The organism is Clavibacter sp. VKM Ac-2873 (assembly GCF_015351075.1).
Lineage (GTDB): Bacteria > Actinomycetota > Actinomycetes > Actinomycetales > Microbacteriaceae > Clavibacter.
In genome coordinates this window covers 24,724-47,195 of the sequence record NZ_JADKRS010000002.1, presented here as the reverse complement: position 1 = coordinate 47,195, position 22,472 = coordinate 24,724, and the positions used below count along the sequence as shown (strand labels likewise).

Genomic DNA, 22,472 nt, shown 5'->3' with positions numbered 1-22,472 from the left:
CATGACCATCCTCACGCCCACCCCCTCGACTCCCGACGGGCAGCCGATCGAGTTCGACTCCACCGGCAGGTCGGACCACCGCATCACGGACCTCATCATCACGCCGATCGCCTTCCGAGACCCCGCGCTGCTGAACTCCAACGGCGTCCACGAACCGCTCGCTCTCCGCACGATCATCCAGCTGGTCGTCGGCGACGGTGGCGTCATCGGCCTGGGAGAGGGCTCGGGAGAGCGTGAGGTCCTCGACCGGCTCGAGGCCATCAGGCCAGCCGTCCTCGGGCTCAGCGTCTTCGACCTCAACGGCATCGAAGCGGCGATCAACACGGCACTGGGCGGCGACACCGGCGACCTGACACGCATCCAGCGCCGAGTCGTCTACTCGATCGTCGACGTCGCCTGCCACGACGCCCAAGGCAGGATCATCGGAGTCCCGGTCAGCGAACTGCTCGGCGGCGCCGTCCGCACGGAGGTGCCGTACAGCGCGTACCTCTTCTACAAGTGGGCCGGACATCCGGCAGCCGACGGCAGCACGACCGACGACGAATGGGGCGCAGCGCTCGACCCCGCAGGGATCGTGGAGCAGGCCCGGCAGCTGATCGACGAGTACGGATTCGGATCGATCAAGCTCAAGGCCGGCGTCTTCCCGCCCGAGCAGGAGATCGCGGCCATCCGCGCGCTCGCGGAGGCGTTCCCCCATCACCCGCTGCGCATCGACCCGAACGGCGCCTGGACCGTCGAGACCTCCCTCATGGTCGCGGACGAGCTCCGGGACGTCCTGCAGTACCTCGAGGACCCGACGCTCACCCTCGACGGCATGTCGGCCGTGGCGGAGTCCGCCGGCATCCCGCTCGCCACGAACATGTGCGTGGTCGCGTTCGAGCAGATCAGGGAGGCGCTCGAGAAGGACGCCGTGCAGATCATCCTGAGCGACCACCACTACTGGGGCGGTCTCCGGCACACCCGAGAGCTCGGCGCCATCTGCGACACGCTCGGCATCGGTCTGTCGATGCACTCGAACTCGCACCTCGGCATCTCGCTGGCCGCGATGACGCACGTCGCTGCGGCATCACCGACCCTCACCTACGCCTGCGACACGCACTACCCGTGGAACCATGCGGACGAGATCGTGAAGCCCGGGGTCCTGGCCATCCGAGACGGCTCGGTCGCCGTGCCCACCGGCCCGGGCCTCGGAGTGGAGCTCGATCTCGAGGCCCTCGAGCGCCAGCACCGCGTGTACGTGGAGTCGGGCCGCACCACCCGCGCGGACACGGTCTACATGCGCTCGATCGACCCCGACTACGACCCGACGCTTCCCCGATTCTGATGGCGGCGATCCAGACAGGCTCGCGCGTCGACCCGACGGCGTACCTCTACCCGTGGGACGTCGTGGGCGCCCCCGCTGCCGCTCGGCGCATCGCACGACTGGGTGTCTCGAGCGTCACTCTGGCGGCCGCCTCCCACTCCGTCCGGGCGGCGACGCCGCGACATCCCCGGCGACGCGTCGTCGAGGGCGCCGCCGCCCCCCTCGACGTCCCCGTGCGGGAGCGCGCATGGGCAGGCCGACGCCTCGCGCCCCGCGACGGTGCGGCACGGGCCGAGCACGACTCGTCCGCCGGGGCCCGCGATGCACTGGGCCACGCGATGATCACCGGCCGGTCCCGGCTCGCACTGACGCACGCCGATGGGATCGCAGCCGGTGGTCACTCGTCACCGGTCGCGCCCGACCTGCCCCGACTCCTCCCGGACCCGCACTGCCCTGTCACCCCTCGCGAAGGAGCCCTCCCATGACTGAGCTGACCCGTCGACTCGGCGACCGACCGATCGTGGCAGTGCTGCGCGCGTCCGGATCGACCGCTTTCCTCCCTGTCTGCGACGTGCTGTTCGACGAAGGCTTCCCGGCTGTCGAGATCACGATGACGACGCCGGGAGCCCTGCAGGTCATCGCCGACATCCGCAGGCGGATGCCCTCCGGCGCGGTGGTCGGCGCGGGCACGGTGCGAACCCTCGCCCAGGTCGACGGGGCGATCGACGCCGGGGCGCAGTTCCTGGTCAGTCAGATCACCTCTCCCGAACTCGTCTCGGCTGCCGCCGCGCGCGGTGTGCCCTTCCTTCCCGGCGCCCTCACCCCGACGGAGATCGTCCATGCCTGGCAGCTCGGGGTCGAAGCGGTCAAGGTGTCACCGATCGGGCCGGTCGGCGGCCTCGACTACCTCTCAGAGCTCATCGGCCCCCTGCCCGAGGTCTCCCTGTTCCCCACCGGCGGCGTGCTGATCGGTCAGGCCGCGGACTACCTCGACGCTGGCGCGTCGATCGTCGGTCTGAGCAGGGATCTCCTTCGCGACGCCCTCGACGACGGCAGCCTCGATGAGCTGCGTGGACGCGCGCGCTTCGTGGTCGAGTCCGTCGCGGCACGCCGGACCGCACAGCCGGCCTGACCGCCTCTCCCATCCCGTCACACCCACACACAGATTCAGGAACCTCATGCAGAAGATCGCCTTCATCGGACTCGGGATCATGGGACTGCCCATGGCGAAGAACCTCGTCGACGCCGGCTTCGACGTCGCGGGCTTCAACCGCTCCCGGGGCACTCTCGACGCTCTCGTCGAGTACGGCGGGCAGCGGGCCGACAGCGTCTCCGATGCCGTGGAAGACGCCGACGTCGTCGTCACCATGCTGCCCGATTCCCCCGACGTCGAGAAGGTCGTGCTCAAAGAGGGTGGAGTGCTCGACTCGGCGAAGCGCGGTGCGCTGCTCATCGATGCGAGCTCGATCGCGCCCGTGACGGCCCGCCGGGTGGCGGAGGCGGCTGGAGACGTCGGCGTGCGGGCGTTGGACGCCCCGGTCAGCGGAGGCGAACAGGGCGCCATCGACGGCACGCTGTCCATCATGGTCGGAGGTGCGGCTGAGGACTTCGAGGCCGCGCGCGACGTCTTCGCTGCGATCGGCAGCACGATCGTGCATGTCGGACCCAGCGGATCGGGCCAGACGGTGAAAGCCGCGAACCAGCTCATCGTCGCCGGCACCCTCCAGCTCGTCGCTGAGGCCCTCACCTTCCTCGATGCCCACGACGCCGATCTCGAGGCCGCCGTGAGCGTGCTCGCCGGGGGTCTCGCCGGCAACCGCATCCTCGATCGCAAGGCGGCCGGGATGATCGCCCACTCGTTCGCGCCGGGTTTCCGCATCGAACTGCACCACAAGGACCTCGGCATAGTGCTGGCGGCCGCCCGGGAAGCGGGCGTGGTCGTCCCGGTCGGAGCACTGCTCGGCCAGCTCATGGCGTCGATGGTCGCCCAGGGCGACGGCGGGCTGGATCACTCCGCTCTGCTGCTCGGAGTGGAGCGCCTCTCCGGTCGCGAGAGCGTGAGGAGCGCGTGATCCGCGCGGAGGGGGCACGTACGGGCGCGGATGCCGTTCGCGAGCCATCGTCAGTAGCCGATGTCGTGACGCCGACCGAGGAGATCTTCGTCTGGCGAGCCGGCGCCCTGACGGTGTCCTTCGGTGCTGGGGAGCACCCGGTCCGGATCGTGGGGATGGACGCCGGGCCGGAGCAGGTGGTCACCGAGGCGACGCAGCCGCTCGTCGAGGCCATCGTCACGGGTGACGGCCGCGCTCGGAACACGACCCGGTTCACCCATACCGGGGTGGGCGCGCGCCTTCGTCTGATCGACGTCCGAGAAGCGACGGTCGACGGCGTCGCGCGCCTCGAGATCGATCAGCGCGATGCTCGGACGGGTCTCCTCGTGACGGTGACCTTCACGGCATCTCCCGACATCGCGGGTGCCCGCGTGAGGACGTCGGTCCGCAATGAGGGCCAGATGCCGGTCGTGCTGGAAGCGCTGTCCACGGTAGCCGTCGGTGCGCTCGTCAGTCATGGCGATGATCCGCACGACGCGCTCCTGCACTCGGGCTCCGGCGAGCAGCTCGCGGAGAATCGGTGGGTGGTGACCAAGGCCTGGTCGCAGGCCGGGCTGGGTGACTTCCATTCCGGGATCAACCACCAGCCGGGGCGCGGGTACACGGCCGCGACAGGGACATCGACCTGGACGACCGCGCGCGCGCTGCCCACAGGGGTGCTCGAACACCCTGTCTCCGGTCGAGCGATCGCCTGGCAGCTGGAGCACAACGGCGGCTGGCGCTGGGAACTCGACAACCAGCGCGAAGGCGAGGACGCGCTGGCTCTCGTCCTGCTCGGCCCGACGGATCTCCATCATCACTGGGCCGAGGAACTCGTGCCCGGAGCGAGCTTCGAGTCCGTCCCCGCGTCCTTCACCGTCGGCAGCGCCGGCGCGGCAAGCGCGGTCGCCGAGCTGACACGGCACCGTCGCTGGCTCCGACGAGCGCAGCGAGGAGACACGTCCTCGCTCCTGGTCTTCAACGACTTCATGAACACGATCCTCGGGGATCCCACGACCGAGCGCCTGCTCCCGCTCATCGCTGCCGCCGCCGCAGTCGGAGCGGAGTGCTTCTGCATCGACGCAGGCTGGTACGACGACAGCGAGGAGGGGGACTGGTGGTCGAGCGTCGGCGAGTGGCTCCCGTCGACGCGGCGCTTCCCCGGCGGACTGGCACGACTCACGGAATCGATCCGCTCCCATGGGATGAAGGTGGGCATCTGGCTCGAGCCCGAGGTCATCGGCGTCCATAGCCCCCTCGCCGAGACGCTCCCCGCCGCCGCGTTCATGCAGCGGCACGGGATCCGTGTCCGCGAACACGACCGCTACTTCCTCGATCTGCGCAACGAGGCAGCCCGAGCGCACCTCGATCGGACCTTCGACCGACTCATCGCCGACTTCGGCGTGCGCTTCTTCAAGCTCGACTACAACGTCACTCCCGGTGCGGGAACGGACCTCGACGCCTTCTCGGTCGGGGCGGGGCTGCTCGCGCACAACCGTGCGCACCTGAGCTGGTTCGCCGCTCTCCGAGCCAGGCATCCGGACGTGGCGTTCGAGAACTGCAGCTCGGGCGCCATGCGTTCCGACTTCGGGATGATGGAGGTCTTCGACCTGCAGTCGACATCGGACCAGCAGGATCTCCGGTCGTACCCGCCCATCGCCGCCGCCGCGCCGATGCAGATGCTCCCGGAACAGGCGGCCAGCTGGGCCTATCCGCAGGCAAGCATGAGCCAGGAGGAGATCGCGTTCACCATGGTGACGGGCTTGTCCGGACGCCTGTACCTGTCCGGTTTCCTGGATCGGATGGAGGAGGAGCAGTTCGCCCTCGTCGACGAGGCGGTCCGGATGCACAAGGCGATGCGTCCCGACATCGCGGATGCCGTCCCCGAGTGGCCGAGCGGCTACCCCGGCTGGGACGCGCCGGTGCTGTCCCTGCGGCTTCGCTGCCCGGGCCGGTCACTCCTCTACGTCTGGCACCGCAGCGAATCCACCGTCGAGACCCTCGCCCTCGACCTCGGCGCCGATGCGACGCCGGCCTCGCTCCGGCAGATCTATCCGGCATCCGCGGCGGCCTGGACGATCGCCGGGACGGAGGACGGCCGGCTCGAGATGCGCCCCTCGTCTCCGGGTGTCTCCGCACGCGTGTACGAACTCGACGGGGATCGCAGCACGCCGAGATGACCGAGGGCGTCGGAGAGCTGCCACCGGCGGTGGAGACGGTCGGGCATGACGCTCGAGGGCGGCGACCCGATTCGCACGCCATGGGTCGTGGGACGTCCCGCTGGCTGTCGGAGCGCGGCCGCGGAGCACCGCGTCCGGGAGCGCTCATCGTCGGTCGCGGCAGGAGATCGCGCGTGCGATTCCCGCGGTAGCGACGAGCCGCGCTCGAGCTCCGACCGTCGTCCCGTGGCTGGCCCGGTTACGTCCGCGGGGAGCGTCGCCCGGACGCGATCCCCCCGCTAGCCGCGGGGGCTGCGCTGGCCCCGCCAGCCGCGGGTGCGCGCGCGCCGACGCGCGCTGCGCCGCCGGGCCCGCTCCGCCGCGTCCGCCATCGCCTCCGCGTGGGCGGTCTTGGCCCGGCCGAGCGCCGCGTCGTCGTCGCGGCGGATGGCGACGCCCTCGGCCACCTGCGCGCGGAACGCCCGGAGCGAGTCGCCGAGCGTCGGCGCGAAGTCCGCGTGCTCCTCGTCGCGCTCCTCCTCGCCCGCGGGGTACCGGCGGAGCTCCGCCGACGCGTCCTCGGTGGTCGAGCCCTCGGTCGGCGGGCGCTCGAGGTGGGCGACGCAGAGGCGGGCGACCTCGTCGGCGTGGTCGTGCATCACCGAGTGCGCGGCGCCGGGGATCTCCCACACCCGCGCCCGCGGCAGCAGCCGGCCCATCTCCTCCACCCACGCACGCGGGACCACGGCGTCGTGCTCGCCGCGGATCACGAGGGCGCTCGCGCGGATCCCCGGCAGCCGGTCCTCGATCGGGAACCGCATCATGCGCGGCAGCACCCGGAGGAACCAGCGCACCCCGCAGACGAGGTAGGCGCGGACGGCGAGCACCTGGATCCGGCGGGGTTCGTGCCACGACGACCGCAGGAACCGCGCCGCGGCGACCGGCACGGAGCGCGCGGCCGGATCCACCACCGGGCTGATCAGCACGAGCGTGCTGATCCCGGGGCGCCTGGCCGCGAGATCCGCCACCACCTGCGTGCCCATCGAGTGGCCGACGAGCACCGGGTCGTCGAGGTCGAGCGCCTGGATCGCGGCGTCCACGAGATCGGCGTACTCGCGGATCGCGAGCGACCGCCGGGGGTGGCGCACGCCCGCGAAGCCCGGCAGGTCGAGCGCGTGCACGGTGCCGTGCGCGTCGAGGCGCGGTGCGAGGCGCTCGAAGTAGTCGGAGCTCACGCCGATGCCGGGCACGAGCACGAACGCGCGGCCGTCGGGGCTGCCGAGGGTGCTGATGCGCACGGTGAGGCCGCGGTGCACGACGCGCGTGACGCGGACGGTCGTCGCGGGGCTGCCGTGCTCGGTCATGCGGGGCCCCCTGCGGCGGGCGGGTCGTCGGGTGCGATCCGCGAGGCGTCCACGCTAGGGCACGGCGCCTGCGGGTCCGCCGACCCGACGTGCGGTCAGGCCGGCGCGTCCCCGCCCGACACGCACAGGCAGAACGGGTGCCCCGCCGGATCCGCGTACACGTCGAAGCGGTCGGGTGCCGTCGGGTCCGCCGCCGGCTGGAGCAGGCGGCCGCCGAGGGCGAGCACGCGCTCGCGGCCCTCGTCGAGGTCGTCGACGTAGAAGTCGAGGTGGATCTGCTGCTGCTGCCGAGGGCCCTCGCCCGGCCACACGGGCGGCACGAAGTCGGGCGCGGGCTGGATCCCGATCTGCCATCCGGCGTCGAACGACACGTAGTGCCAGTCACCGCCCACGTGCACCTCGCCGTCGAGGAGCCCCGCCCAGAAGGCGCTCTCCGCGGCCAGGTCCGGTGCGTCGAGCACCACGATCGTCTGCCGGATCCTCATGCGCGTTCCTTCTCTCGTCGTCGAGCGGGTGCTGCGAGCCTGGCATCGGCGGGGGCCGCGACCAGGATCCGTCCTCCGCGCCCCGCTCCAGGGGTCGGCTATTGCGGCACTGTCGCCTCAACTTCGACGGCCATGTGAATTTGCAACAAGGCGTTTTCTGCCTGTGTCGGACCCCTGTGGTTGCATAGATGGAAGAAGCGGTCCCGAAGCGGGGGTCGCATGAAGCGAGGAATGCGATGGCAGGCTTGCCCTTCACTCAGTACCACTGGAATCGGCTCGATAAAGGCGCGACAGTAGTAGTAACGTTAACAAGAGCCGCGAACGTCCGCTTGATGGATAGCTCAAACTTCAACTCCTACAAGAACGGACGGGCCCACAAGTTCCACGGCGGGTTGGTCAAGGCGTCGCCTTTTCGCATTGTCGTTCCCCGAACGGGAAGCTGGTACCTCACAGTGGATCTCATGGGTCTGAAGGCGACGTCGGTCCGATCAACTGTCGCAATTGAGCCCCCTGCGCTTCCGCAGGCGAGGACGGCTGCTGCGCCGTCACTGAGTGCAATCCGACACGAAGTACCTCCGATCATCCCGGACGAGGAGGGAGAGACCTGGGATGTCTTCATCTCTCACGCCAGCGAGGACAAGGCATCGGTCGCGGAGCCGTTAGCCGAAGCTCTTCGGATCCTTGGTCTTCGAGTCTGGCTCGACAAGACCGAGCTGCGGATAGGCGACAGCTTGCGGAGGAAGATTGACTACGGACTCGCTCACAGCTCATTCGGCGTGGTCGTGCTTTCCAAATCATTTTTCGTCAAGGGCTGGCCGCAGTATGAGCTTGATGGCATTATCGGTCTAAGTGTAGATGGAGGCCAGCGAATGCTGCCGATCTGGCACGAGATTTCAAGAGATGACATCGCGAGACAGTCACCATCATTAGTCGACAAAATCGCGCGTAATACGGCCATCAATACCGTTGATGAGATCGCGAGTGAGATTTTTGAAGTTGTGAGTGATGCGGGATGAGCTGTTTCGGGGCCTCGGTATCCATTTAAATGGGTCGATCGCGCTGGAGCTCAGGCTCGGCTGGCGGTGCGACCTGACCAGGATCCGCCGCCCGCGCCCCTGGGATCCCGACCCCGACCACCGGTAGGTTTGACCGTACGGCGCGTCTCGCGCCGGTCGAACCCTGCGGGCATCGTGGCTCAGCCGTCGTACGCGACGGCGGGAGCGTGCGGTGGACACAGGGCCACCAGTCACCTCCTGAAAGGAGCGACCATGACCGCCCCCTCCGTCCAGCTCTACACGGTCCGCGACGCTGTCTCCGCGGACCTGCAGGGCGCCGTCGCCCGCGTCGCCGAGATCGGCTACACGCAGGTCGAGCCGTACGCGTTCGTCGAGCGCGCCGACGAGTTCGCCGCTGCGTTCGCCGCGTCCGGCGTCACCGCGCCCTCCGGCCACGCGCCCGTCATCGACGGCGACGACGACCAGGCCTCCCGCACCTTCGACGCCGCCGCGAAGCTCGGGATCCAGACGGTCATCGACCCCTTCATCCCGTCCGAGCGCTGGCAGACCGCCGACGACGCGCACCGGATCGCCGACCGCGTCAACGAGCTGCAGGTGCAGGCCGCCGCGCGCGGGCTCGCCTTCGGGTACCACAACCACCAGTGGGAGTTCGCGAACAAGGTCGACGGCCGGCCGATCTACGAGCTCTTCGTGGAGCGTCTGGACGCCGACGTCGTGCTCGAGCTCGACGCGTTCTGGTCGACCGTCGGCGGCATGGACACGCCCGCCCTCCTCCGCCAGCTCGGCGACCGCGTGCAGTTCCTGCATGTGAAGGACGGCAAGATCTCCGACGCGATCGCCAAGGTCCTGCCGAGCGCGGAGTCCGCGCTCGTCGTGCCGCCGGAGCTCGCGCAGGCCTTCAAGATGCAGGAGCCCGCGGGCCAGGGCGACGTCGACGTCGCCGCCGTGCTCGCCGCCGCCCCCCACGCGCTGCGCGTCGTCGAGTTCGACGACTACGCGGGCGACGTGTTCGACGGCATCCAGGCGTCGCTCGCGTGGCTGCAGGAGAACGACAAGTGACCGGCGGCACCGGCCGCGTCGGCGTCGGCGTCATCGGCGCGGGCGTCATCTCGGGCACCTACCTGGAGAACATGACGGCGATGCCGGACCTCGAGGTCCTGTTCGTCGCCGACATCGACCTCGACCGCGCCCGCTCGCGCGCCGAGGAGCACGGCGTGCCGCACCACGGCACGGTCGACGAGCTCTTGCGCATGGACGAGATCGAGATCGTCGTGAACCTCACGCTGCCCGCCACGCACGCCGAGGTCGGCCGGCGCATCGTCGCCGCCGGCAAGCACGTGTGGAGCGAGAAGCCGCTGGCGCTCGACCACGAGTCCGGCCAGGACCTGCTCGAGGCGGCGCGGGCCGCCGGCGTCCAGGTCGCGTGCGCGCCCGACACCGTGCTCGGCGCGGGGATCCAGTCGGCCATGCGCGCCATCGCCCGCGGCGACATCGGCGAGCCGCTCACCGCGACGACGCTGTTCCACGTGCCCGGCCCCGACGCCTGGCACCCGAACCCTGAGTTCCTGTTCGCGCGCGGCGCCGGACCCCTGTTCGACATGGGCCCGTACTACGTCACCACGCTCGTGCACGCGTTCGGCGCGGCGGAGACGGTGAGCGCGGTCTCCTCGACCTCGCGCACCACGCGCACCATCGGCAGCGGGCCCCGCGCGGGCACCGACTTCCCGGTGGAGGTGCCGACGCACCACGCGGCGCTCATCTCGTTCGCGGGCGGGCAGTCGGCGCAGTCGACGTTCAGCTTCCAGAACGCGCTGCCGCGCATGGGCTTCGTCGAGATCTCGGGCAGCGAGGGCACCATCGTGCTCCCCGACCCGAACACGTTCGAGGGCGACAGCCAGCTGTGGCGCTTCGGGCAGCAGGAGCCGGAGACGCTGACGGCGGCTGGATCCACGTACGGCCGCGGATCCGGCGTGCTGGACCTCGCGCGCAGCATCCGCGGCGGCGACCCGATCCGCGCATCCGGCGAGGTCGCGGCGCACGTGCTCGACGTGCTGCTCGCGATCCGCGACGCGGCCGAGAGCCGCGAGGTCGTGCAGGTCGCGTCGAGCGTCGGGAAGCCGACGCCCCTCGCGGAGGACTGGGACCCGGCGGCGGCGACGCTGTAGCGACCGACCCGCAGGACGACACGAGGCCCGGCGCTCAGGAGCGCCGGGCCTCGTTCGTGCGCGTGGGTCAGACGCCCCACATGCCGCAGATGACGCCCCAGTTCGTCTCGTCGACGCCCAGGACGTCGCGGAGGTCGGCGGGCGGGACGATGCGCTTGCCGCGGGCATCCTGGCCGGTCTTGTCGAGGTTGTCGTTGTAGGCCAGCAGCACCGTGCGCCACTGCTGGTACTCGGTCTGGCTGCCGAACTGGTGCCGTCCGGCGTTGCCGCCGTCGGAGCGGAATCCTCCGCCGAAGACGGCCACGGTCCCGTTGGCTGCTCGCGTGATGTACATGTCTTCCTCTTCCTCTGCCTCTGCTGAGACGGCGATCGTGGGGATGGGCTTGGGGATGCTGAGCCGTTGATTGATGTAGGGGACGGGATCGAAGTCGTCCTGGATGGTGAAGGAGCCGGCGTCGTCGCCCGTCCGCATCTCCAGGTGGAGGTGGAAGACGTTCGTCCCCGTGGAGCCGAGCTTCCCGATCTGCTGACCGAGTGCGACCCGCTCCCCGGGCTGCACGAGCGGGGCGCCCTGCATGTGCGCGTACGTCGTGTACATGCCGTCGTCGTTCCGGATCGTCACCCAGTTGCCGAACTTGTACGTCTGCACCCCGGAGGGCTGCGGCGAGTACTCGCCCCGCACGACGACGCCCGCGGCGATGGAGTGGATGGGGGTGCCGGCGTTGACGCTGCCGACGTTGAAGTCCGCGCCGGCGTGATGCCGGCCGTTGGGACGGGGTGCGTCCCATTGCTGTCCGTAGATGGTCTGGGGGAGGATGACCGTGTCGAACGGCCATCGGTAGGGGATGAGCGTGGCGGCTGCGGCGGCCTCGGGTGTCGCGAACTGCGGCGTCACCGCCAGGCCCGCTATGGCGGTGCTGAACCCGATCACCACGCTCCGTCGTGTGATGGTCCGCGCTGTCTCTGCATCGTGGATGGCGTCCTCCTTCTGTTCGGCGCGGGCCCAGCGTGACGGGGTGCCGAGAGGCGCAGTAGTCGGCGCAAATGAGGACTGCGGACGCTCCGATACGCGCTCCCGAATCCCGGCACGACCGGCCATTCGGAGGTGACGACGTGGCGAGGTGCTTCGGCCGGGCCGAACACCGTGCGCGCGGGCACCCGGGTGCCGGGCGCCGATCCCCGGCGGGCCGGGCGCCGACCCCCGGCGCCCCCGGATCGCCCTCCGAACAGCTCCGGCGCCGTGGGGATCCGCGGCCGCGGGCCGTTCGGCGCGGGACGCGCGTGCGCGTGCGGGATCGGGGTACACGCCGTCGCACGGGGCCCGGATCGGGCACGGTGCGCCCGCGTCCCGCCGTGCCGGCGACGGGTGCCGTCGGAGGAGACTGGACCCATGCAGCTGCACCGCGCCACCGCCGGAGCCGGCGCGCGCCACATCGGTCTCTCCCACGGGCTGGGCGCGGACGGCGCGCCCGGGGCGCCCGCCGTGCTGCCGGACGCGCGCGCGGCCGGTCTCGAGGACGCCGGGTGGGGCGTCCGCCGGCTGCCGGGGATCCACCACGACAGGCAGCTCGAGGACCCCGACCGGGTGCTCCAGGCGACCGAGGACGTGCGGTGACGGACGCGCGCGACGACGACGCCGAGCGCCCGCAGCGCCGGGGCCGCGCCGACGACGCCCAGATCGCCGCTCGACTGGCCGCCGCCCTCCGCGCACCCGACGCGTCCGCCCGGCTGCAGGCCGCGCTCACCGCGGGCACCCGGCCGGATCCCGCGCTCGTCGAGGGCCTGATCCACCGCTGCCGCGTCGAGCCCGACCTCAACGTGCGCGAGATGCTCACGTGGGCGCTGATCCGGCACGACCCGGAGATCACGATCCCGCCGCTGATCGCCGAGCTCGCCTCGCCCATCCCGCAGGCGCGCAGCCAGGCGCTGCACACGCTCTCCAAGATCGGCGACCGGCGCGCGCTGCCCGCGATCACGCCGGCGCTGCTGCGGGATCCCGACGACCACGTGGCGCGCACCGCGTGGCGCACGTCGTCGGGCCTCGTCGACGGCGACCGCGATCCCGCCGGCGCTCGGTGGCTCTCCCAGCAGCTCGCATCGCAGCTCGGCCGCGGCGGACGCGACACGCAGGCGAGCCTCGCGCGGGCCTTCGCGGGCGTCGGCCGGGCGGCGCTGCCGGTGCTCGAGCGGTCGCGGCGCGCGGCGGACGCCCGCGTGCGGATCCACGCGCTCGCCGTGCTCGCGCAGCTCGCCGACCCGGAGCTCCGCTTCGACGACGCGATGGACGAGGCCCGGCGCACCTCCTTCGGCGCGCACCTCGCCCGGCGGCCGGGCTTGCACCTCCCGTAGCGTCATGTGATCGGGTGGTCCCATGACCCACCCCGCCGAGACCCACCCGACCGAGGGCGACCCCGTCGCGAGCGCCTCCCCGATCCCCATGCCCACCCCACCCCGCCGGGTCCGGATCGGCGACGCCGCCGCGTTCGTCGGCGTGACGCCGCGGACCATCCGCCACTACCACCAGATCGGCCTGATCCCCGAGCCCGAGCGGGGCGCCGACGACCGCCGCCGGTACGGGTACGCCGACATGGTCCGGCTGATGTGGATCCGGCGGATGGCCGACGCGGGGATCGCCCTCGACGACATCCGCGCCGCCTTCGCCGACCCGGAGGCGGGGGACGCCGCGGGGGCCGCGGCTCCGGACGCCGACGTCGCCGACGTCGCCGACGTCCTCGGCCGGCTCGAGGCGACCCTCGCGGCGCAGGAGGTCGAGCTCCGGCGGCAGCGGGAGGCCGTGCGGCGGCTGCGCGCCCGGGGCAGCCGGGTGGGCCTCCTCTCCGACCTCGTCGCCCGCCGCCTCGAGGGGCTGCCGGAGGGATCCCTGCGCCAGGCCGACCTCGACGCCCTGCTGGTCATGGAGCGGAGCCTCGGCCCGCTCGTCGCGGCGCTCAACGCCACCCGGTACATCGCCGTCGCCACGCTGCCGGGCCTGCGCCAGGCGTCCGACCGGGTCGACGCCGCCGAGGAGGCGCTCGACGACACGGTCGCCGTGGACGATCCGCGCGTGGCGGAGGTCGCGGCCGAGCGGCGCGCGTTCGAGGAGGCGCTGCACGCGGCGATCGAGGCGTCCGACCTCCCGCGGCTCGACGAGGAGCTCATCGACGAGTGGGACGAGCTGCACCCCGACGGGGTGGACGAGGACGAGGACGACGCCCGCGGCGGCACCGGCCGGTCCGGCCGGCCGGCCCGGTCCCTGAGCGCGATGGACGCGTTCGCGAAGATGCCCTACGACTTCTCCCCGGCGCGCCTCCGGTGCATGGAGCTGGCCACGGACTCCGTCGTGTGGGGGCCGCCCGCATCGTGACCGGGCGTCGCCGTCCCGGATCCGCGCATCCGCGCCGATCGAGCAGCGGAGCCGCGGAGTAGGTTCGCGGCACGGCGCCCCGCGACGGGAGCGCCCGGATCCGTGCCCGTGCGCGGACGACGAGAGGCGCGCCATGGCCGAGATCGTGCTGTTCCACCACGTGCAGGGCGCGACCCCCGGCGTCCACGCGTTCGCCGACGCGCTGCGGGACGGCGGCCACACGGTGCACGTGCCGGACCTCTTCGAGGGCGCGCTGCCCGAGTCGATCGAGGCGGGCCTCGCGCTGATGGCGGGCCTCGCCGACCACGTCGTCGCCGAGCGCACCGCGCGCGCCCTCGACGGGCTGCCCGCCGAGCTGGTCTACGCCGGGTTCTCCTGGGGCGGATCCATCGCCCAGCGCCTCGCGCAGACCCGGCCGGGCGCCCGCTGCGCGCTCCTCTACGAGTCGTTCGTGTCGCTCTCCGCCGAGTGGTCCTTCGGGCCGTGGCCGGCCGGCGTGCCCGTGCAGGTGCACGGCATGGCGCGGGATCCGTTCTTCGCGGGCGAGGGCGACCTCGACGGAGCGCGCGAGCTGGCCGCCGAGGTCGGCCCCGAGCTCGCCGAGGTCTTCGTCTACGACGGCGACGCGCACCTGTTCACGGACGCGTCGCTTCCGTCGTCGGATCCCGTCGCCACGGCCCGCGTGCTGGAGCGGTCGCGGGAGCTGCTGGCCCGGATCGGGTGACGCCGCCTCCCGCCAGCGTCCCCCGTCAGCGGGCCGGGAGGGACGCGAGGAACTCCTCCGTGGCGGCGGCGATCTCCGGCGACCTCGTGCGATGCAGGTAGTGGTCGCCGTCGAGCGGGATCACCTCGCCGTGCTCCACGCTCGCCGCCTGGGCCTCGTGCAGCGCGACCCAGCCCTCGCCGCCCGCGGCGTCCGGCACGACGAAGAGCAGGACGGGCAGATCCGCCGGGAACGTCTCGCCGCTGACCGACGCGAAGGCCTCGGGCACGCGGTCCATCTCGTCGAGGAGGGTCGGGGCGGTCGCGTTCCGGGTCGCGAGGAGGCGCATCTGCTCCTTCGTGGCGTCGTCGTAGGGGAGTCCCGCGTACGCGTCGCCGCCGACCGCGTTCAGCACGCGGAGGATCCCGAGGTCGCGGAGCGCCGTGAGCCCGTCCGTCGCCGCCGGGGCGTCCCACCCGGGCTGGTCGGGCACGCTGCTGTCGATGCCCACGAAGGCCGTGAGCTCGTCGCCATAGCGCTCGGCGTACTCGAGGGCGTAGACGCCGGAGATCGAGTGGCCCATCAGCACGTAGCGGTCGACCCCCAGGTGCTGCAGCGCCGCGTGGACCTCGTCGACGATGGCCGCCGCCGTGCGCGGGGTGTCGGTCTGGTCGCTCAGCCCGGTGCCGAACGGCTCGACGGCGACCACCCGGTGCGTGTCGTCGAGCGCGGAGATGAGCGGCTGGAAGTCCAGGGCGGGTGCGGCGGTGCCGAGGCCGGGCAGGAGGACGATCGTCTCCGCGCCGGGGTCGCCCGTGCCGCTGTCGACGACGTTCATCTCCTTGCCGTCGACGGGCACGCGCTCGCCGTACGGCGCGATGGCGGCGAGGTCGCGCGGCGTGGCGACGGCGTTCACGATCGCGGTGGTCGCCAGCGTCAGGACGGGCAGCGCCACCAGCACGGCGACGATCCGGAGGGTGATCCGCAGCGGTCGTCGCATGCGCTTGCGCGGCCGGGGTGCGGTCGCGGCCTCAGCCACGGGCGGGGATCTTGGACACGTCGGAGTAGACCGGGAGGCCGATGCGGCGGGCGATCGCGACGTCCGCGTCGGCGCCGGACGACTCCCCGGGGAGACGGAGCACCCCGTCGCAGTGCGCGAGGAGGCGCGATGCGGTCTCGTACATGACGTCGGGCCCGCTGTCCGTGTCCGCCCCGGCCTCGGCCGCGACCCGCAGGATCGGCAGCGCCGCCCACTCGCCGATCATCGGCACGTGCCCGAGCTGGAAGACGGGCCAGGCCGCCTGCTCGAGCCGGGCGAGGTTCTGGGCGATGAGCTCGGGATCGCCTCCCGTGCCGGAGCGATAGGGGCCGGCGATGAGGATCAGCTGCGGGTCGGTCACCCGAGTACGCTAGACGAAACGCGCATGAACGCGCAAAACACAGGAGGAATGCGAATGCTCGCTGCGGAGCGGCACGAGTGGATGCTCAGCGAGCTGGCCCGCGACGGCCGGCTCGTCGCGAAGGACGCGGCCGCGCGGCTCGGCGTGACGGAGGACAGCGTCCGGCGCGACCTGCGGACGCTCGCCGACGCGGGCCTGCTGCAGCGCGTGTACGGCGGCGCGCTCCCCGTGTCGCCGGCGATCCGGGATCACGGCGAGCGGGCGGCGATCGCGGTGGACAGCAAGCGGCGGGTCGCCCGGGCGGCGGTGCGGCTGCTGCGGCCCGGATCCACGCTCCTCCTCGACGCGGGCACGACGGCCCTCGAGGTCGCCCGCGCCCTCCCCGCCGACCTGCGGCTCACGGTGGTGACGCCCGGCCCGCTCGTCGCGGTCGCGCTCGCCGAGCACCCGCTCGTCGAGATCGTGCTCGTCGGCGGCACCCTGTCCCGGCACTCCCTGGTCGCGAGCGGATCGCTGGCTGCGGAGGCGCTCCGTCGCGTGCGGGCCGACGTCTGCTTCCTCGGCGTGACGGGGGTGCACCCGGAGGCCGGCCTCACGACGGGCTCGCTCGACGACGCCGCGACGAAGCGGGCGATGGCCGAGCGGTCCGCCGAGACCTTCGTGCTGGCGAGCGCCGAGAAGGTCGGCGCCGCCTCCGCGTTCCCCGTGCTCGACCTCGCCGAGGTGACGGGTCTCGTGCTCGATCCCGACGCGCCCCTCGACGCGGACGTCGAGGCGGCGCTCACTCGGGCCGGGGCGCGGCTGCGCTGACCGTCCGGTCCGCGACGCGGTCGGCGGTCGACGGCTCGGGCGCACCGGGCGCATCGGACGGCTCGGGCTCGGCCCCGTCGGCCGCGGCCACGGGCTCCTCGGTCGCGCGGGAGTCGGTGAGGGACAGCGAGCCCACGGTCGCGATCGCGCCGGCCACGACGGCGACGACGAGGTAGGCGGTGCGCTCGCCCGCGAAGAACGAGTGGATGAGGTCGGCGCTCCACGCGCCGGCCGGGAGCGCGGTCGTCACCAGGGCCGCGATCAGGGTGCCGACGACCGCCGTGCCGAGGCTGGTGCCGAGCTCCTGCGCGGTGTCGTTGAGGGCGGCGCCGATGGACGTCCGGTTCGCGGGCATCGACGCGACGAGGGCGACCGCGCAGATGGTCGTGATGGTCCGGAGGCCCACGGTGAACAGGACCATCATCACCAGGATGGCGAGGTAGCCGTTCTCGACGGCCCACGCCATGCCGACCAGCCCGCCCACCAGGAGCCCGGTGCCGACGAGGCAGGCCACGCGGTGGCCGAGGCGCGTGGCGAGGCGCTCGGCGATCGGGCTCGCGGCCAGCATCGTGACGATGATGGGCAGGTTCGCGAAGCCCGCGCGCATCGGGCTCCAGCCGTACGCGTACTGGAAGTGCAGGATCAGCCCGAACATGATGCTGGCGAACGCGACCGACGCCCCGAGCTGCGTGAGCGCGGCGCCGCGGACGGGCCCCGCGCGGAAGATCGCGAGGTCGATCATGGGCGCGGTGGCGTGGCGCTCCCGGACGATGAAGCCCGCGACGGCGGCGACCGAGCCCAGCGCGCAGGCGACCGTCACGGGCGCGAGCCAGCCGCGTTCCACGCCGCTCGTGAGCGTGTAGCAGCCGAGCCCGATCGCCGCGATCGTGAGGGCCGTGCCCGGCAGGTCGAGGCGATCCGAGGTGAGGTCCTCGCGGCGGTCGGCGGGGATGCCGGTGCGGACGCCGATCCACACCAGCAGCGCCAGGGGCGCGTTCACGGCGAGCAGCCACTGCCAGCTCAGGGCGCCGAGGATCGACCCGCCGAGGAGCGGGCCGAGGACGAACCCGGACATGCCGACGACCATGACGATGGTGATGGCGCGCATGCGCAGCCTCTCGTCGTCGAAGAGGCGGAAGATCAGCGACATCGTGACGGGCGCCATGGCCGCGGCGGCGGCACCGAGCGCCGCGCGCAGGGCGATGAGCTGGCCGATGTCGGTGACGAGCACGACGGCGAGGCTGATGAGGCCGAAGGCCGCGAGGCCGATCAGCAGGACGCGGCGCCGTCCGAAACGGTCGGCGGCCGATCCGGCGGTGAGCAGCAGCCCGCCGAACGCGAGCGAGTAGGCGCCCGTCACCCACTGGAGCCCCGTCGTGCCGCTGTCGAGCGCCCGCCCGATCGTCGGCAGGGCGATCGAGAGCAGCGTGTTGTCGACCATCTCGACGAAGAACGCGAGGCAGAGCGCGGCGAGCGGGATGGCTGCTGCACGCAGGGACGGGTAGCCGCGGGGTGGCGCGGAGGCGATCGTGGGGGTGCTCATCGGGATCCTCTTCCTCTCGAACGCCGTACGAGAACCGTACGACGTTCGATAGTATGGAACGGCGTTCGGTAGGATGCAAGCCATGGCGGCAGACGGATCCACGGAGACGGGCGGCGGCACCGCCGCGCCCGCCCGCGCACGGGGACGCCAGCGCGCGTCGCACTCGCTCGACACGGTGCTGGCGGAGGCCATCGCGATCCTCGACGAGTCGGGGGAGCGGGCGCTCACCTTCCGGGCCCTGGCGGCACGGCTTGGCGGGGGCGTCGCGAGCATCTACTGGTACGTCGCGAGCCGCGACGAGCTGCTCGAGCGGTGCACCGAGGAGGTGATGGGCCGGGTCCTCGCGGAGACGGAGCCGCTGACCCGCGGATCCGACCCGGTCGACAACGTGCGCGCCGTCGCCCTGGCGCTCTTCGACGAGCTCGTGCGCCGGCTCTGGTTCGGGCAGCACATGCTCCGGAACAACGGGCTGCAGCCGAACTCCCTGCGGATGTACGACCGCATCGGCCAGCAGCTGCTGGGGCTCGACCTCACGCCGCGGCAGCGCTTCCACGCGGTGTCGTCCATCGTCAGCTACGTGGTCGGGGTCGCGGCCGACCTCGCCGAGCCGCCGCCGAAGGAGTTCCTGGAGAGCGGGCTGGACCGGGAGGGGTACCTGGGGACGCTCGCCGACCGCTGGCGGGACCTCGACCCCGAGGAGTTCCCGTTCGCCCACGACGCCGCGGCCGAGATGGCGACCCACGACGACCTCGACGTGTTCCGCTCCGGGCTCGACCTGCTGCTCGCCGGGGTGCGCCAGCAGGCGGGGCTGCCGCCGGCGTCGTGACCCGGTCGTCGCGAACGACGCCGTAGTGACCGGCATCGCCTGCCGTTGCCGGTGCACGGCACGTCGCGGGATCCGTTAGTCACCGGCGAGAGCAACCTCGAGCGGAGCGCGCGAACTGGTCACTGAGGTCGCCCGGAAGTTCTCTTCTACGACGGTGACGCCCACCTGCTTACGGACGAGTCGCTGCTTCGGTCGCATCCCGTCGCCTCGGCCCTGATGCTCGAGCGGTCGCTGGTGCCCCCGTTACTCCTAAGCTGAAATGTGACCCGGTATCGCGTACTAGAGTCATCACTGCCATTAAAGCCCTTGCTCACGCGGTTGCGGAAGATCGAGCGGAAGCAAATCGATCCGGTTGATCGCCCATTGTTGCGCCGCTCCGCGTCGAGTTGCAGTAGAGATGGTGCAGCACATCTTCTTGAAGACTAAGTCTTTTACCTTGCCTACGAGTCGATTGCAAGGTTGAGCGGGGCCTGAGTATCAACTATGGTTATCGACATGGTCGATGGCTCTTCCGGCGACACGCTATAATCCGTCGATAAATATCCCACCAGCCCCGCGTTAAGCACGGCGGTTCCCTGCATGCTCGCCATCCGGGTCCAAGCCGTTTTTTGATTTAAGCTACATGCGAAGACTTACCAATTGGAGACACCATGAAAGTCGAGAGCTGGGATCCGGACTTGCGCTCGCTCTACGCCCGGTACCGCGAAGGCAGTCTAGACTTGCAGCCATCATTTCAGCGGGGTCTAGTGTGGAACAGAGAAAAAAAGGCACGTCTGCTTGACACCCTCATTCGCGGTTGGCGCATTCCACCTGTCCACTTTCTCGTTGGCGAAGACGAATCTCTAGCTATCCTCGACGGGCAACAAAGGCTGCAGTCGATTTTTGATTTTCTTGACGGAGATTGGCCGTTGAAAGCCTTCCCTCCGACGGATGAGGCAACTCAAGCGCTGGCTGGCAAAAGCTTCGGACAACTATCGTCTCAGCAACAACGCCGCCTACTTGACTCTAGAATATCCGGCTACCGACTCTCGGATTACTCACCCGACGAGCCATACGAGCTATTTTTTCGGCTAAATCTACCTACAGGTTTGACCCAGGCTGAAAAGCGAAATGCACTGGCTGGGCGCACGCGCGATCAGGTTCGCCACCTCGTAGTGTTTGGCGAAGGATACGGCTGGAGTAGAGAACTATTCGGTTTCGGTGACGGTCGTATGGCATACGACGACGTCATCGCTCGAACCTGCGTCTATGTGCACCAGAACACTCTTCGAACGGACTTGAGTCCGCGAAACATGGAAGACTTCTACCGCGATTCCAAAGGGTTTGACGACGATGTCATAGCTGTCGTCGGAAGTGCAATGGAAGCCATCACACACGCTCTTAAGCGGATGCCGCAGCGAATGCGCCTGAATAAAGCCACCCTACTTACCTGGCTATTGGTCGCAAGTAGGGTGGTGCGCACGCCGGCATCAGGAATAAATCTCGGACAGCCTCTCTATCTGCTGGAAGCCGGTCGAGCTGTCCTGGGGCGCCGCGACGTCGACGAGGCCTATGCCTCCCTGGCGCCGGACGCAACAACGGCGCCCTTGATAGCCCTCTACGCAAATCGCGCTAGCCTTCGAGTGACGGATGTCCTATCGGTGCAGGCCCGCGATGCTGTGGCATGGATGGCCATTGCAGACTTCAACTCAGGAGTTCACCTTCCAAGCACCGTAAAACCCCTTGTCCAATATTTGGGACAGAAAGTGCACAGGGGTCGTGAAGGCTTCGCGGACGCAGTTCTGGAGGCCCTGGTCGATCATCCTGAATGGAGTAAGCTCCGATGAAGGAAGTGCAACTTGCACACAGCTGGAATCGTGTCTCCAAGTCTTGGTCTGGTGAAACGGCTATTGGTGGGATACGCATCACAGACACCCGCCTTGGTTTTTCGCCTGGATTCGTGCCTCTAGTGGGTGGGGCTGCTCTGGTCGCCGGAATCAATTCTTCCGGAAAGTCTCGTCTTCTGCGGGAACTGTATCGTGAAACTACGGGCGTTGAAGATGCTTGCGCAAGTGTGGAATGGGTCGGCCCGCGGCCTGCAGATAGTCATTTCATCGACCTCTTTGACCTTATTGAAAGGCAAGTCAAACTGTTTCGACAGGAGACTTACGTGGATCTTCTAGATCAAGCCGGTTTTTATGCGTTTAAGGCCAGTGAGGTTCGGGACGCCGCATTCGTACTGGGTCGTGAGTATAAATCCATTTTTGTCGCCGAAGTTGATAACACTGAAGTAGACACCTACCGCGCCGATCCTCACGCCTTCCGTCCGGAGATCGTTCCGGTTTTCAGAGTCGAATCGTACGCTAGAACCGTTGATTCTGATCAACTAAGTCGGGGTGAAATATCCATCTTGACCATTCTTTGGCTGATGAAACAGGCAAGCGCTAGCGACGTGTACTTTTGGGACGAACCGGATGCGTTTTTAAGTCCGAACTCGTCCGCAAAAATTATTGCAATGCTGGCTAACTGGTCGAACGAACGCAAAACGCCAACAATAATTTCCTCGCATAGCTACCTTGGAGTATCTCGAACTCCAGTCGAGGTGCAAGTGATGGTGCGCCTTGGCGTCGACGGCAATAGTCGTATTGAGTCTGCATCGGAAGCCAAGTTGTGGACAACCCTGCGTGTCTCGGCACCTATTAAATATGTTTTTGTTGTCGAAGATCGGATCGCCCGTGCGCTTCTTCGACGCTTGCTGGTTGATATTGCTTTTCCGGACTACGATGCTGTGGAAGTTTGGATGGCAAAGGATTCGGCAGGCGTCATATCTGCCAGCGATTTGGCCCAAAAGGTAAATGGCGCAACGTCACGTTTTGTCGGTGTTCTCGATGGAGATGCGAGGGAGCAGCTCAAGAGCTCGAAGACAATGCTGATCGCGCTTCCTGGTTCAGTGTCTCCTGAGGAGGGGGCCATCGACATTCTTGCCGACGTTAATATCGAACATGGCTACCCGCCCGACCGCGTGCGTGATATATTAGAAGCAACAATAGGTACGGATCCTCACGATCGACTAGCAATTCTAGCGCAAGGGCTCGGGCAGGCCGAAGATGAGCTCGTTATAAACTGCTGGCGCATTCGGCTCTCGACCGAGGGTGGGCAGGTGGAACTAAAGCAATTCGCCGATGACTGTCATCGGGCTCTCGGGCTTGCGGCATAAATGCCGATTCACGTCTTTGTACTAACGCCCACAAAGACATAGCGCTAG

At 69.7% G+C, this 22,472-nt stretch carries 21 protein-coding genes; 15 read left to right on the top strand and 6 right to left on the bottom strand.

The window, feature by feature from the left end:
- The first annotated feature begins 1 nt into the window (after window position 1).
- The 4 genes from ITJ44_RS07345 (at window position 2) to ITJ44_RS07330 (ending at window position 5,573) form a co-directional block, all read left to right on the top strand.
- Complete coding sequence (locus ITJ44_RS07345; RefSeq protein WP_194634191.1) at window positions 2-1,324, top strand: glucarate dehydratase family protein; 1,323 nt, start codon at window positions 2-4, stop codon at window positions 1,322-1,324.
- A gap of 460 nt (window positions 1,325-1,784) precedes the next feature.
- Entirely contained in the window at window positions 1,785-2,435 is a 651-nt protein-coding gene (locus ITJ44_RS07340) for a bifunctional 4-hydroxy-2-oxoglutarate aldolase/2-dehydro-3-deoxy-phosphogluconate aldolase (RefSeq protein WP_194634189.1), read from the top strand.
- A 46-nt stretch (window positions 2,436-2,481) separates the two neighbouring features.
- Window positions 2,482-3,375 carry a 2-hydroxy-3-oxopropionate reductase gene (locus tag ITJ44_RS07335; RefSeq protein WP_194634187.1) on the top strand — a complete coding sequence of 298 codons (894 nt, stop codon included), beginning with the start codon at window positions 2,482-2,484 and terminating at the stop codon, window positions 3,373-3,375.
- The gene (locus ITJ44_RS07330) at window positions 3,372-5,573 is read left to right on the top strand and encodes a glycoside hydrolase family 36 protein (RefSeq protein ID WP_370551647.1); all 2,202 of its coding nucleotides are present in this window, start codon (window positions 3,372-3,374) and stop codon (window positions 5,571-5,573) included. Before ITJ44_RS07335 ends, ITJ44_RS07330 begins: the two co-directional genes overlap by 4 nt.
- 278 nt (window positions 5,574-5,851) lie before the next feature.
- Here ITJ44_RS07330 and ITJ44_RS07325 read toward each other — a convergent pair whose 3' ends face one another.
- Complete coding sequence (locus ITJ44_RS07325) at window positions 5,852-6,916, bottom strand: alpha/beta fold hydrolase (protein ID WP_194634185.1); 1,065 nt, start codon at window positions 6,914-6,916, stop codon at window positions 5,852-5,854.
- Between the two features lie 95 nt (window positions 6,917-7,011).
- On the bottom strand, window positions 7,012-7,401 hold the full coding sequence (locus ITJ44_RS07320) for a VOC family protein (protein ID WP_194634183.1): 390 nt from the start codon (window positions 7,399-7,401) through the stop codon (window positions 7,012-7,014).
- Between the two features lie 236 nt (window positions 7,402-7,637).
- On the opposite strand from ITJ44_RS07320, the gene ITJ44_RS07315 reads away from it, so the two are divergent.
- The 3 genes from ITJ44_RS07315 (at window position 7,638) to ITJ44_RS07305 (ending at window position 10,582) form a co-directional block, all read left to right on the top strand.
- On the top strand, window positions 7,638-8,417 hold the full coding sequence (locus ITJ44_RS07315) for a DUF1883 domain-containing protein (RefSeq protein ID WP_194634181.1): 780 nt from the start codon (window positions 7,638-7,640) through the stop codon (window positions 8,415-8,417).
- Between the two features lie 252 nt (window positions 8,418-8,669).
- Window positions 8,670-9,476 (top strand): sugar phosphate isomerase/epimerase, encoded by an 807-nt coding sequence (locus tag ITJ44_RS07310; protein ID WP_194634179.1) that lies wholly within the window; start codon window positions 8,670-8,672, stop codon window positions 9,474-9,476.
- Complete coding sequence (locus ITJ44_RS07305; RefSeq protein WP_194634177.1) at window positions 9,473-10,582, top strand: Gfo/Idh/MocA family protein; 1,110 nt, start codon at window positions 9,473-9,475, stop codon at window positions 10,580-10,582. The genes ITJ44_RS07310 and ITJ44_RS07305 overlap by 4 nt, the downstream gene beginning before the upstream one ends.
- Before the next feature lie 67 nt (window positions 10,583-10,649).
- Here ITJ44_RS07305 and ITJ44_RS07300 read toward each other — a convergent pair whose 3' ends face one another.
- Entirely contained in the window at window positions 10,650-11,516 is an 867-nt protein-coding gene (locus ITJ44_RS07300) for a M23 family metallopeptidase (protein ID WP_194634175.1), read from the bottom strand.
- A gap of 456 nt (window positions 11,517-11,972) precedes the next feature.
- Between ITJ44_RS07300 and ITJ44_RS07295 the strand changes: the two genes are divergently transcribed.
- The 4 genes from ITJ44_RS07295 (at window position 11,973) to ITJ44_RS07280 (ending at window position 14,670) form a co-directional block, all read left to right on the top strand.
- On the top strand, window positions 11,973-12,197 hold the full coding sequence (locus tag ITJ44_RS07295) for a hypothetical protein (RefSeq protein WP_194634173.1): 225 nt from the start codon (window positions 11,973-11,975) through the stop codon (window positions 12,195-12,197).
- Window positions 12,194-12,931, top strand: a complete 738-nt coding sequence (locus tag ITJ44_RS07290) for a HEAT repeat domain-containing protein (RefSeq protein WP_370551646.1) — start codon at window positions 12,194-12,196, stop codon at window positions 12,929-12,931. The genes ITJ44_RS07295 and ITJ44_RS07290 overlap by 4 nt, the downstream gene beginning before the upstream one ends.
- Before the next feature lie 22 nt (window positions 12,932-12,953).
- The gene (locus tag ITJ44_RS07285) at window positions 12,954-13,946 is read left to right on the top strand and encodes a MerR family transcriptional regulator (RefSeq protein WP_228494836.1); all 993 of its coding nucleotides are present in this window, start codon (window positions 12,954-12,956) and stop codon (window positions 13,944-13,946) included.
- A 133-nt stretch (window positions 13,947-14,079) separates the two neighbouring features.
- Window positions 14,080-14,670, top strand: a complete 591-nt coding sequence (locus tag ITJ44_RS07280) for a dienelactone hydrolase family protein (protein WP_194634170.1) — start codon at window positions 14,080-14,082, stop codon at window positions 14,668-14,670.
- Between the two features lie 25 nt (window positions 14,671-14,695).
- On the opposite strand, the gene ITJ44_RS07275 is transcribed toward ITJ44_RS07280, so the two are convergent.
- Window positions 14,696-15,688 (bottom strand): alpha/beta fold hydrolase, encoded by a 993-nt coding sequence (locus tag ITJ44_RS07275; RefSeq protein WP_370551645.1) that lies wholly within the window; start codon window positions 15,686-15,688, stop codon window positions 14,696-14,698.
- Window positions 15,681-16,049 carry a DUF4406 domain-containing protein gene (locus tag ITJ44_RS07270; RefSeq protein WP_194634168.1) on the bottom strand — a complete coding sequence of 123 codons (369 nt, stop codon included), beginning with the start codon at window positions 16,047-16,049 and terminating at the stop codon, window positions 15,681-15,683. Before ITJ44_RS07270 ends, ITJ44_RS07275 begins: the two co-directional genes overlap by 8 nt.
- 54 nt (window positions 16,050-16,103) lie before the next feature.
- On the opposite strand from ITJ44_RS07270, the gene ITJ44_RS07265 reads away from it, so the two are divergent.
- Window positions 16,104-16,859 (top strand): DeoR/GlpR family DNA-binding transcription regulator, encoded by a 756-nt coding sequence (locus tag ITJ44_RS07265; protein WP_194634166.1) that lies wholly within the window; start codon window positions 16,104-16,106, stop codon window positions 16,857-16,859.
- On the opposite strand, the gene ITJ44_RS07260 is transcribed toward ITJ44_RS07265, so the two are convergent.
- Window positions 16,831-18,402: an MFS transporter gene (locus ITJ44_RS07260; protein WP_194634164.1), complete on the bottom strand. Its 1,572-nt coding sequence runs from the start codon at window positions 18,400-18,402 to the stop codon at window positions 16,831-16,833. The genes ITJ44_RS07265 and ITJ44_RS07260 overlap by 29 nt on opposite strands.
- An 82-nt stretch (window positions 18,403-18,484) precedes the next feature.
- On the opposite strand from ITJ44_RS07260, the gene ITJ44_RS07255 reads away from it, so the two are divergent.
- The 3 genes from ITJ44_RS07255 (at window position 18,485) to ITJ44_RS07245 (ending at window position 22,424) form a co-directional block, all read left to right on the top strand.
- Window positions 18,485-19,228: a TetR/AcrR family transcriptional regulator gene (locus ITJ44_RS07255; protein ID WP_194634162.1), complete on the top strand. Its 744-nt coding sequence runs from the start codon at window positions 18,485-18,487 to the stop codon at window positions 19,226-19,228.
- A gap of 650 nt (window positions 19,229-19,878) precedes the next feature.
- A complete protein-coding gene (locus ITJ44_RS07250) occupies window positions 19,879-21,054 on the top strand; it encodes a DUF262 domain-containing protein (RefSeq protein WP_194634160.1) in 1,176 nt (391 codons plus the stop codon).
- On the top strand, window positions 21,051-22,424 hold the full coding sequence (locus tag ITJ44_RS07245; RefSeq protein WP_194634158.1) for an AAA family ATPase: 1,374 nt from the start codon (window positions 21,051-21,053) through the stop codon (window positions 22,422-22,424). Before ITJ44_RS07250 ends, ITJ44_RS07245 begins: the two co-directional genes overlap by 4 nt.
- The last annotated feature ends 48 nt before the right edge of the window (window positions 22,425-22,472 follow it).

What these genes read in the sequence shown, in the direction of transcription:
- ITJ44_RS07345 (WP_194634191.1), top strand. Translation starts at nt 2, where the DNA reads ATGACCATCCTCACGCCCACCCCCTCGACTCCCGACGGGCAGCCGATC.
- ITJ44_RS07340 (WP_194634189.1), top strand. Translation starts at nt 1,785, where the DNA reads ATGACTGAGCTGACCCGTCGACTCGGCGACCGACCGATCGTGGCAGTG.
- ITJ44_RS07335 (WP_194634187.1), top strand. Translation starts at nt 2,482, where the DNA reads ATGCAGAAGATCGCCTTCATCGGACTCGGGATCATGGGACTGCCCATG.
- ITJ44_RS07325 (WP_194634185.1), bottom strand. Translation starts at nt 6,916, where the DNA reads ATGACCGAGCACGGCAGCCCCGCGACGACCGTCCGCGTCACGCGCGTC.
- ITJ44_RS07320 (WP_194634183.1), bottom strand. Translation starts at nt 7,401, where the DNA reads ATGAGGATCCGGCAGACGATCGTGGTGCTCGACGCACCGGACCTGGCC.
- ITJ44_RS07315 (WP_194634181.1), top strand. Translation starts at nt 7,638, where the DNA reads ATGGCAGGCTTGCCCTTCACTCAGTACCACTGGAATCGGCTCGATAAA.
- ITJ44_RS07310 (WP_194634179.1), top strand. Translation starts at nt 8,670, where the DNA reads ATGACCGCCCCCTCCGTCCAGCTCTACACGGTCCGCGACGCTGTCTCC.
- ITJ44_RS07295 (WP_194634173.1), top strand. Translation starts at nt 11,973, where the DNA reads ATGCAGCTGCACCGCGCCACCGCCGGAGCCGGCGCGCGCCACATCGGT.
- ITJ44_RS07285 (WP_228494836.1), top strand. Translation starts at nt 12,954, where the DNA reads ATGACCCACCCCGCCGAGACCCACCCGACCGAGGGCGACCCCGTCGCG.
- ITJ44_RS07280 (WP_194634170.1), top strand. Translation starts at nt 14,080, where the DNA reads ATGGCCGAGATCGTGCTGTTCCACCACGTGCAGGGCGCGACCCCCGGC.
- ITJ44_RS07265 (WP_194634166.1), top strand. Translation starts at nt 16,104, where the DNA reads ATGCTCGCTGCGGAGCGGCACGAGTGGATGCTCAGCGAGCTGGCCCGC.
- ITJ44_RS07260 (WP_194634164.1), bottom strand. Translation starts at nt 18,402, where the DNA reads ATGAGCACCCCCACGATCGCCTCCGCGCCACCCCGCGGCTACCCGTCC.
- ITJ44_RS07255 (WP_194634162.1), top strand. Translation starts at nt 18,485, where the DNA reads ATGGCGGCAGACGGATCCACGGAGACGGGCGGCGGCACCGCCGCGCCC.
- ITJ44_RS07250 (WP_194634160.1), top strand. Translation starts at nt 19,879, where the DNA reads ATGAAAGTCGAGAGCTGGGATCCGGACTTGCGCTCGCTCTACGCCCGG.
- ITJ44_RS07245 (WP_194634158.1), top strand. Translation starts at nt 21,051, where the DNA reads ATGAAGGAAGTGCAACTTGCACACAGCTGGAATCGTGTCTCCAAGTCT.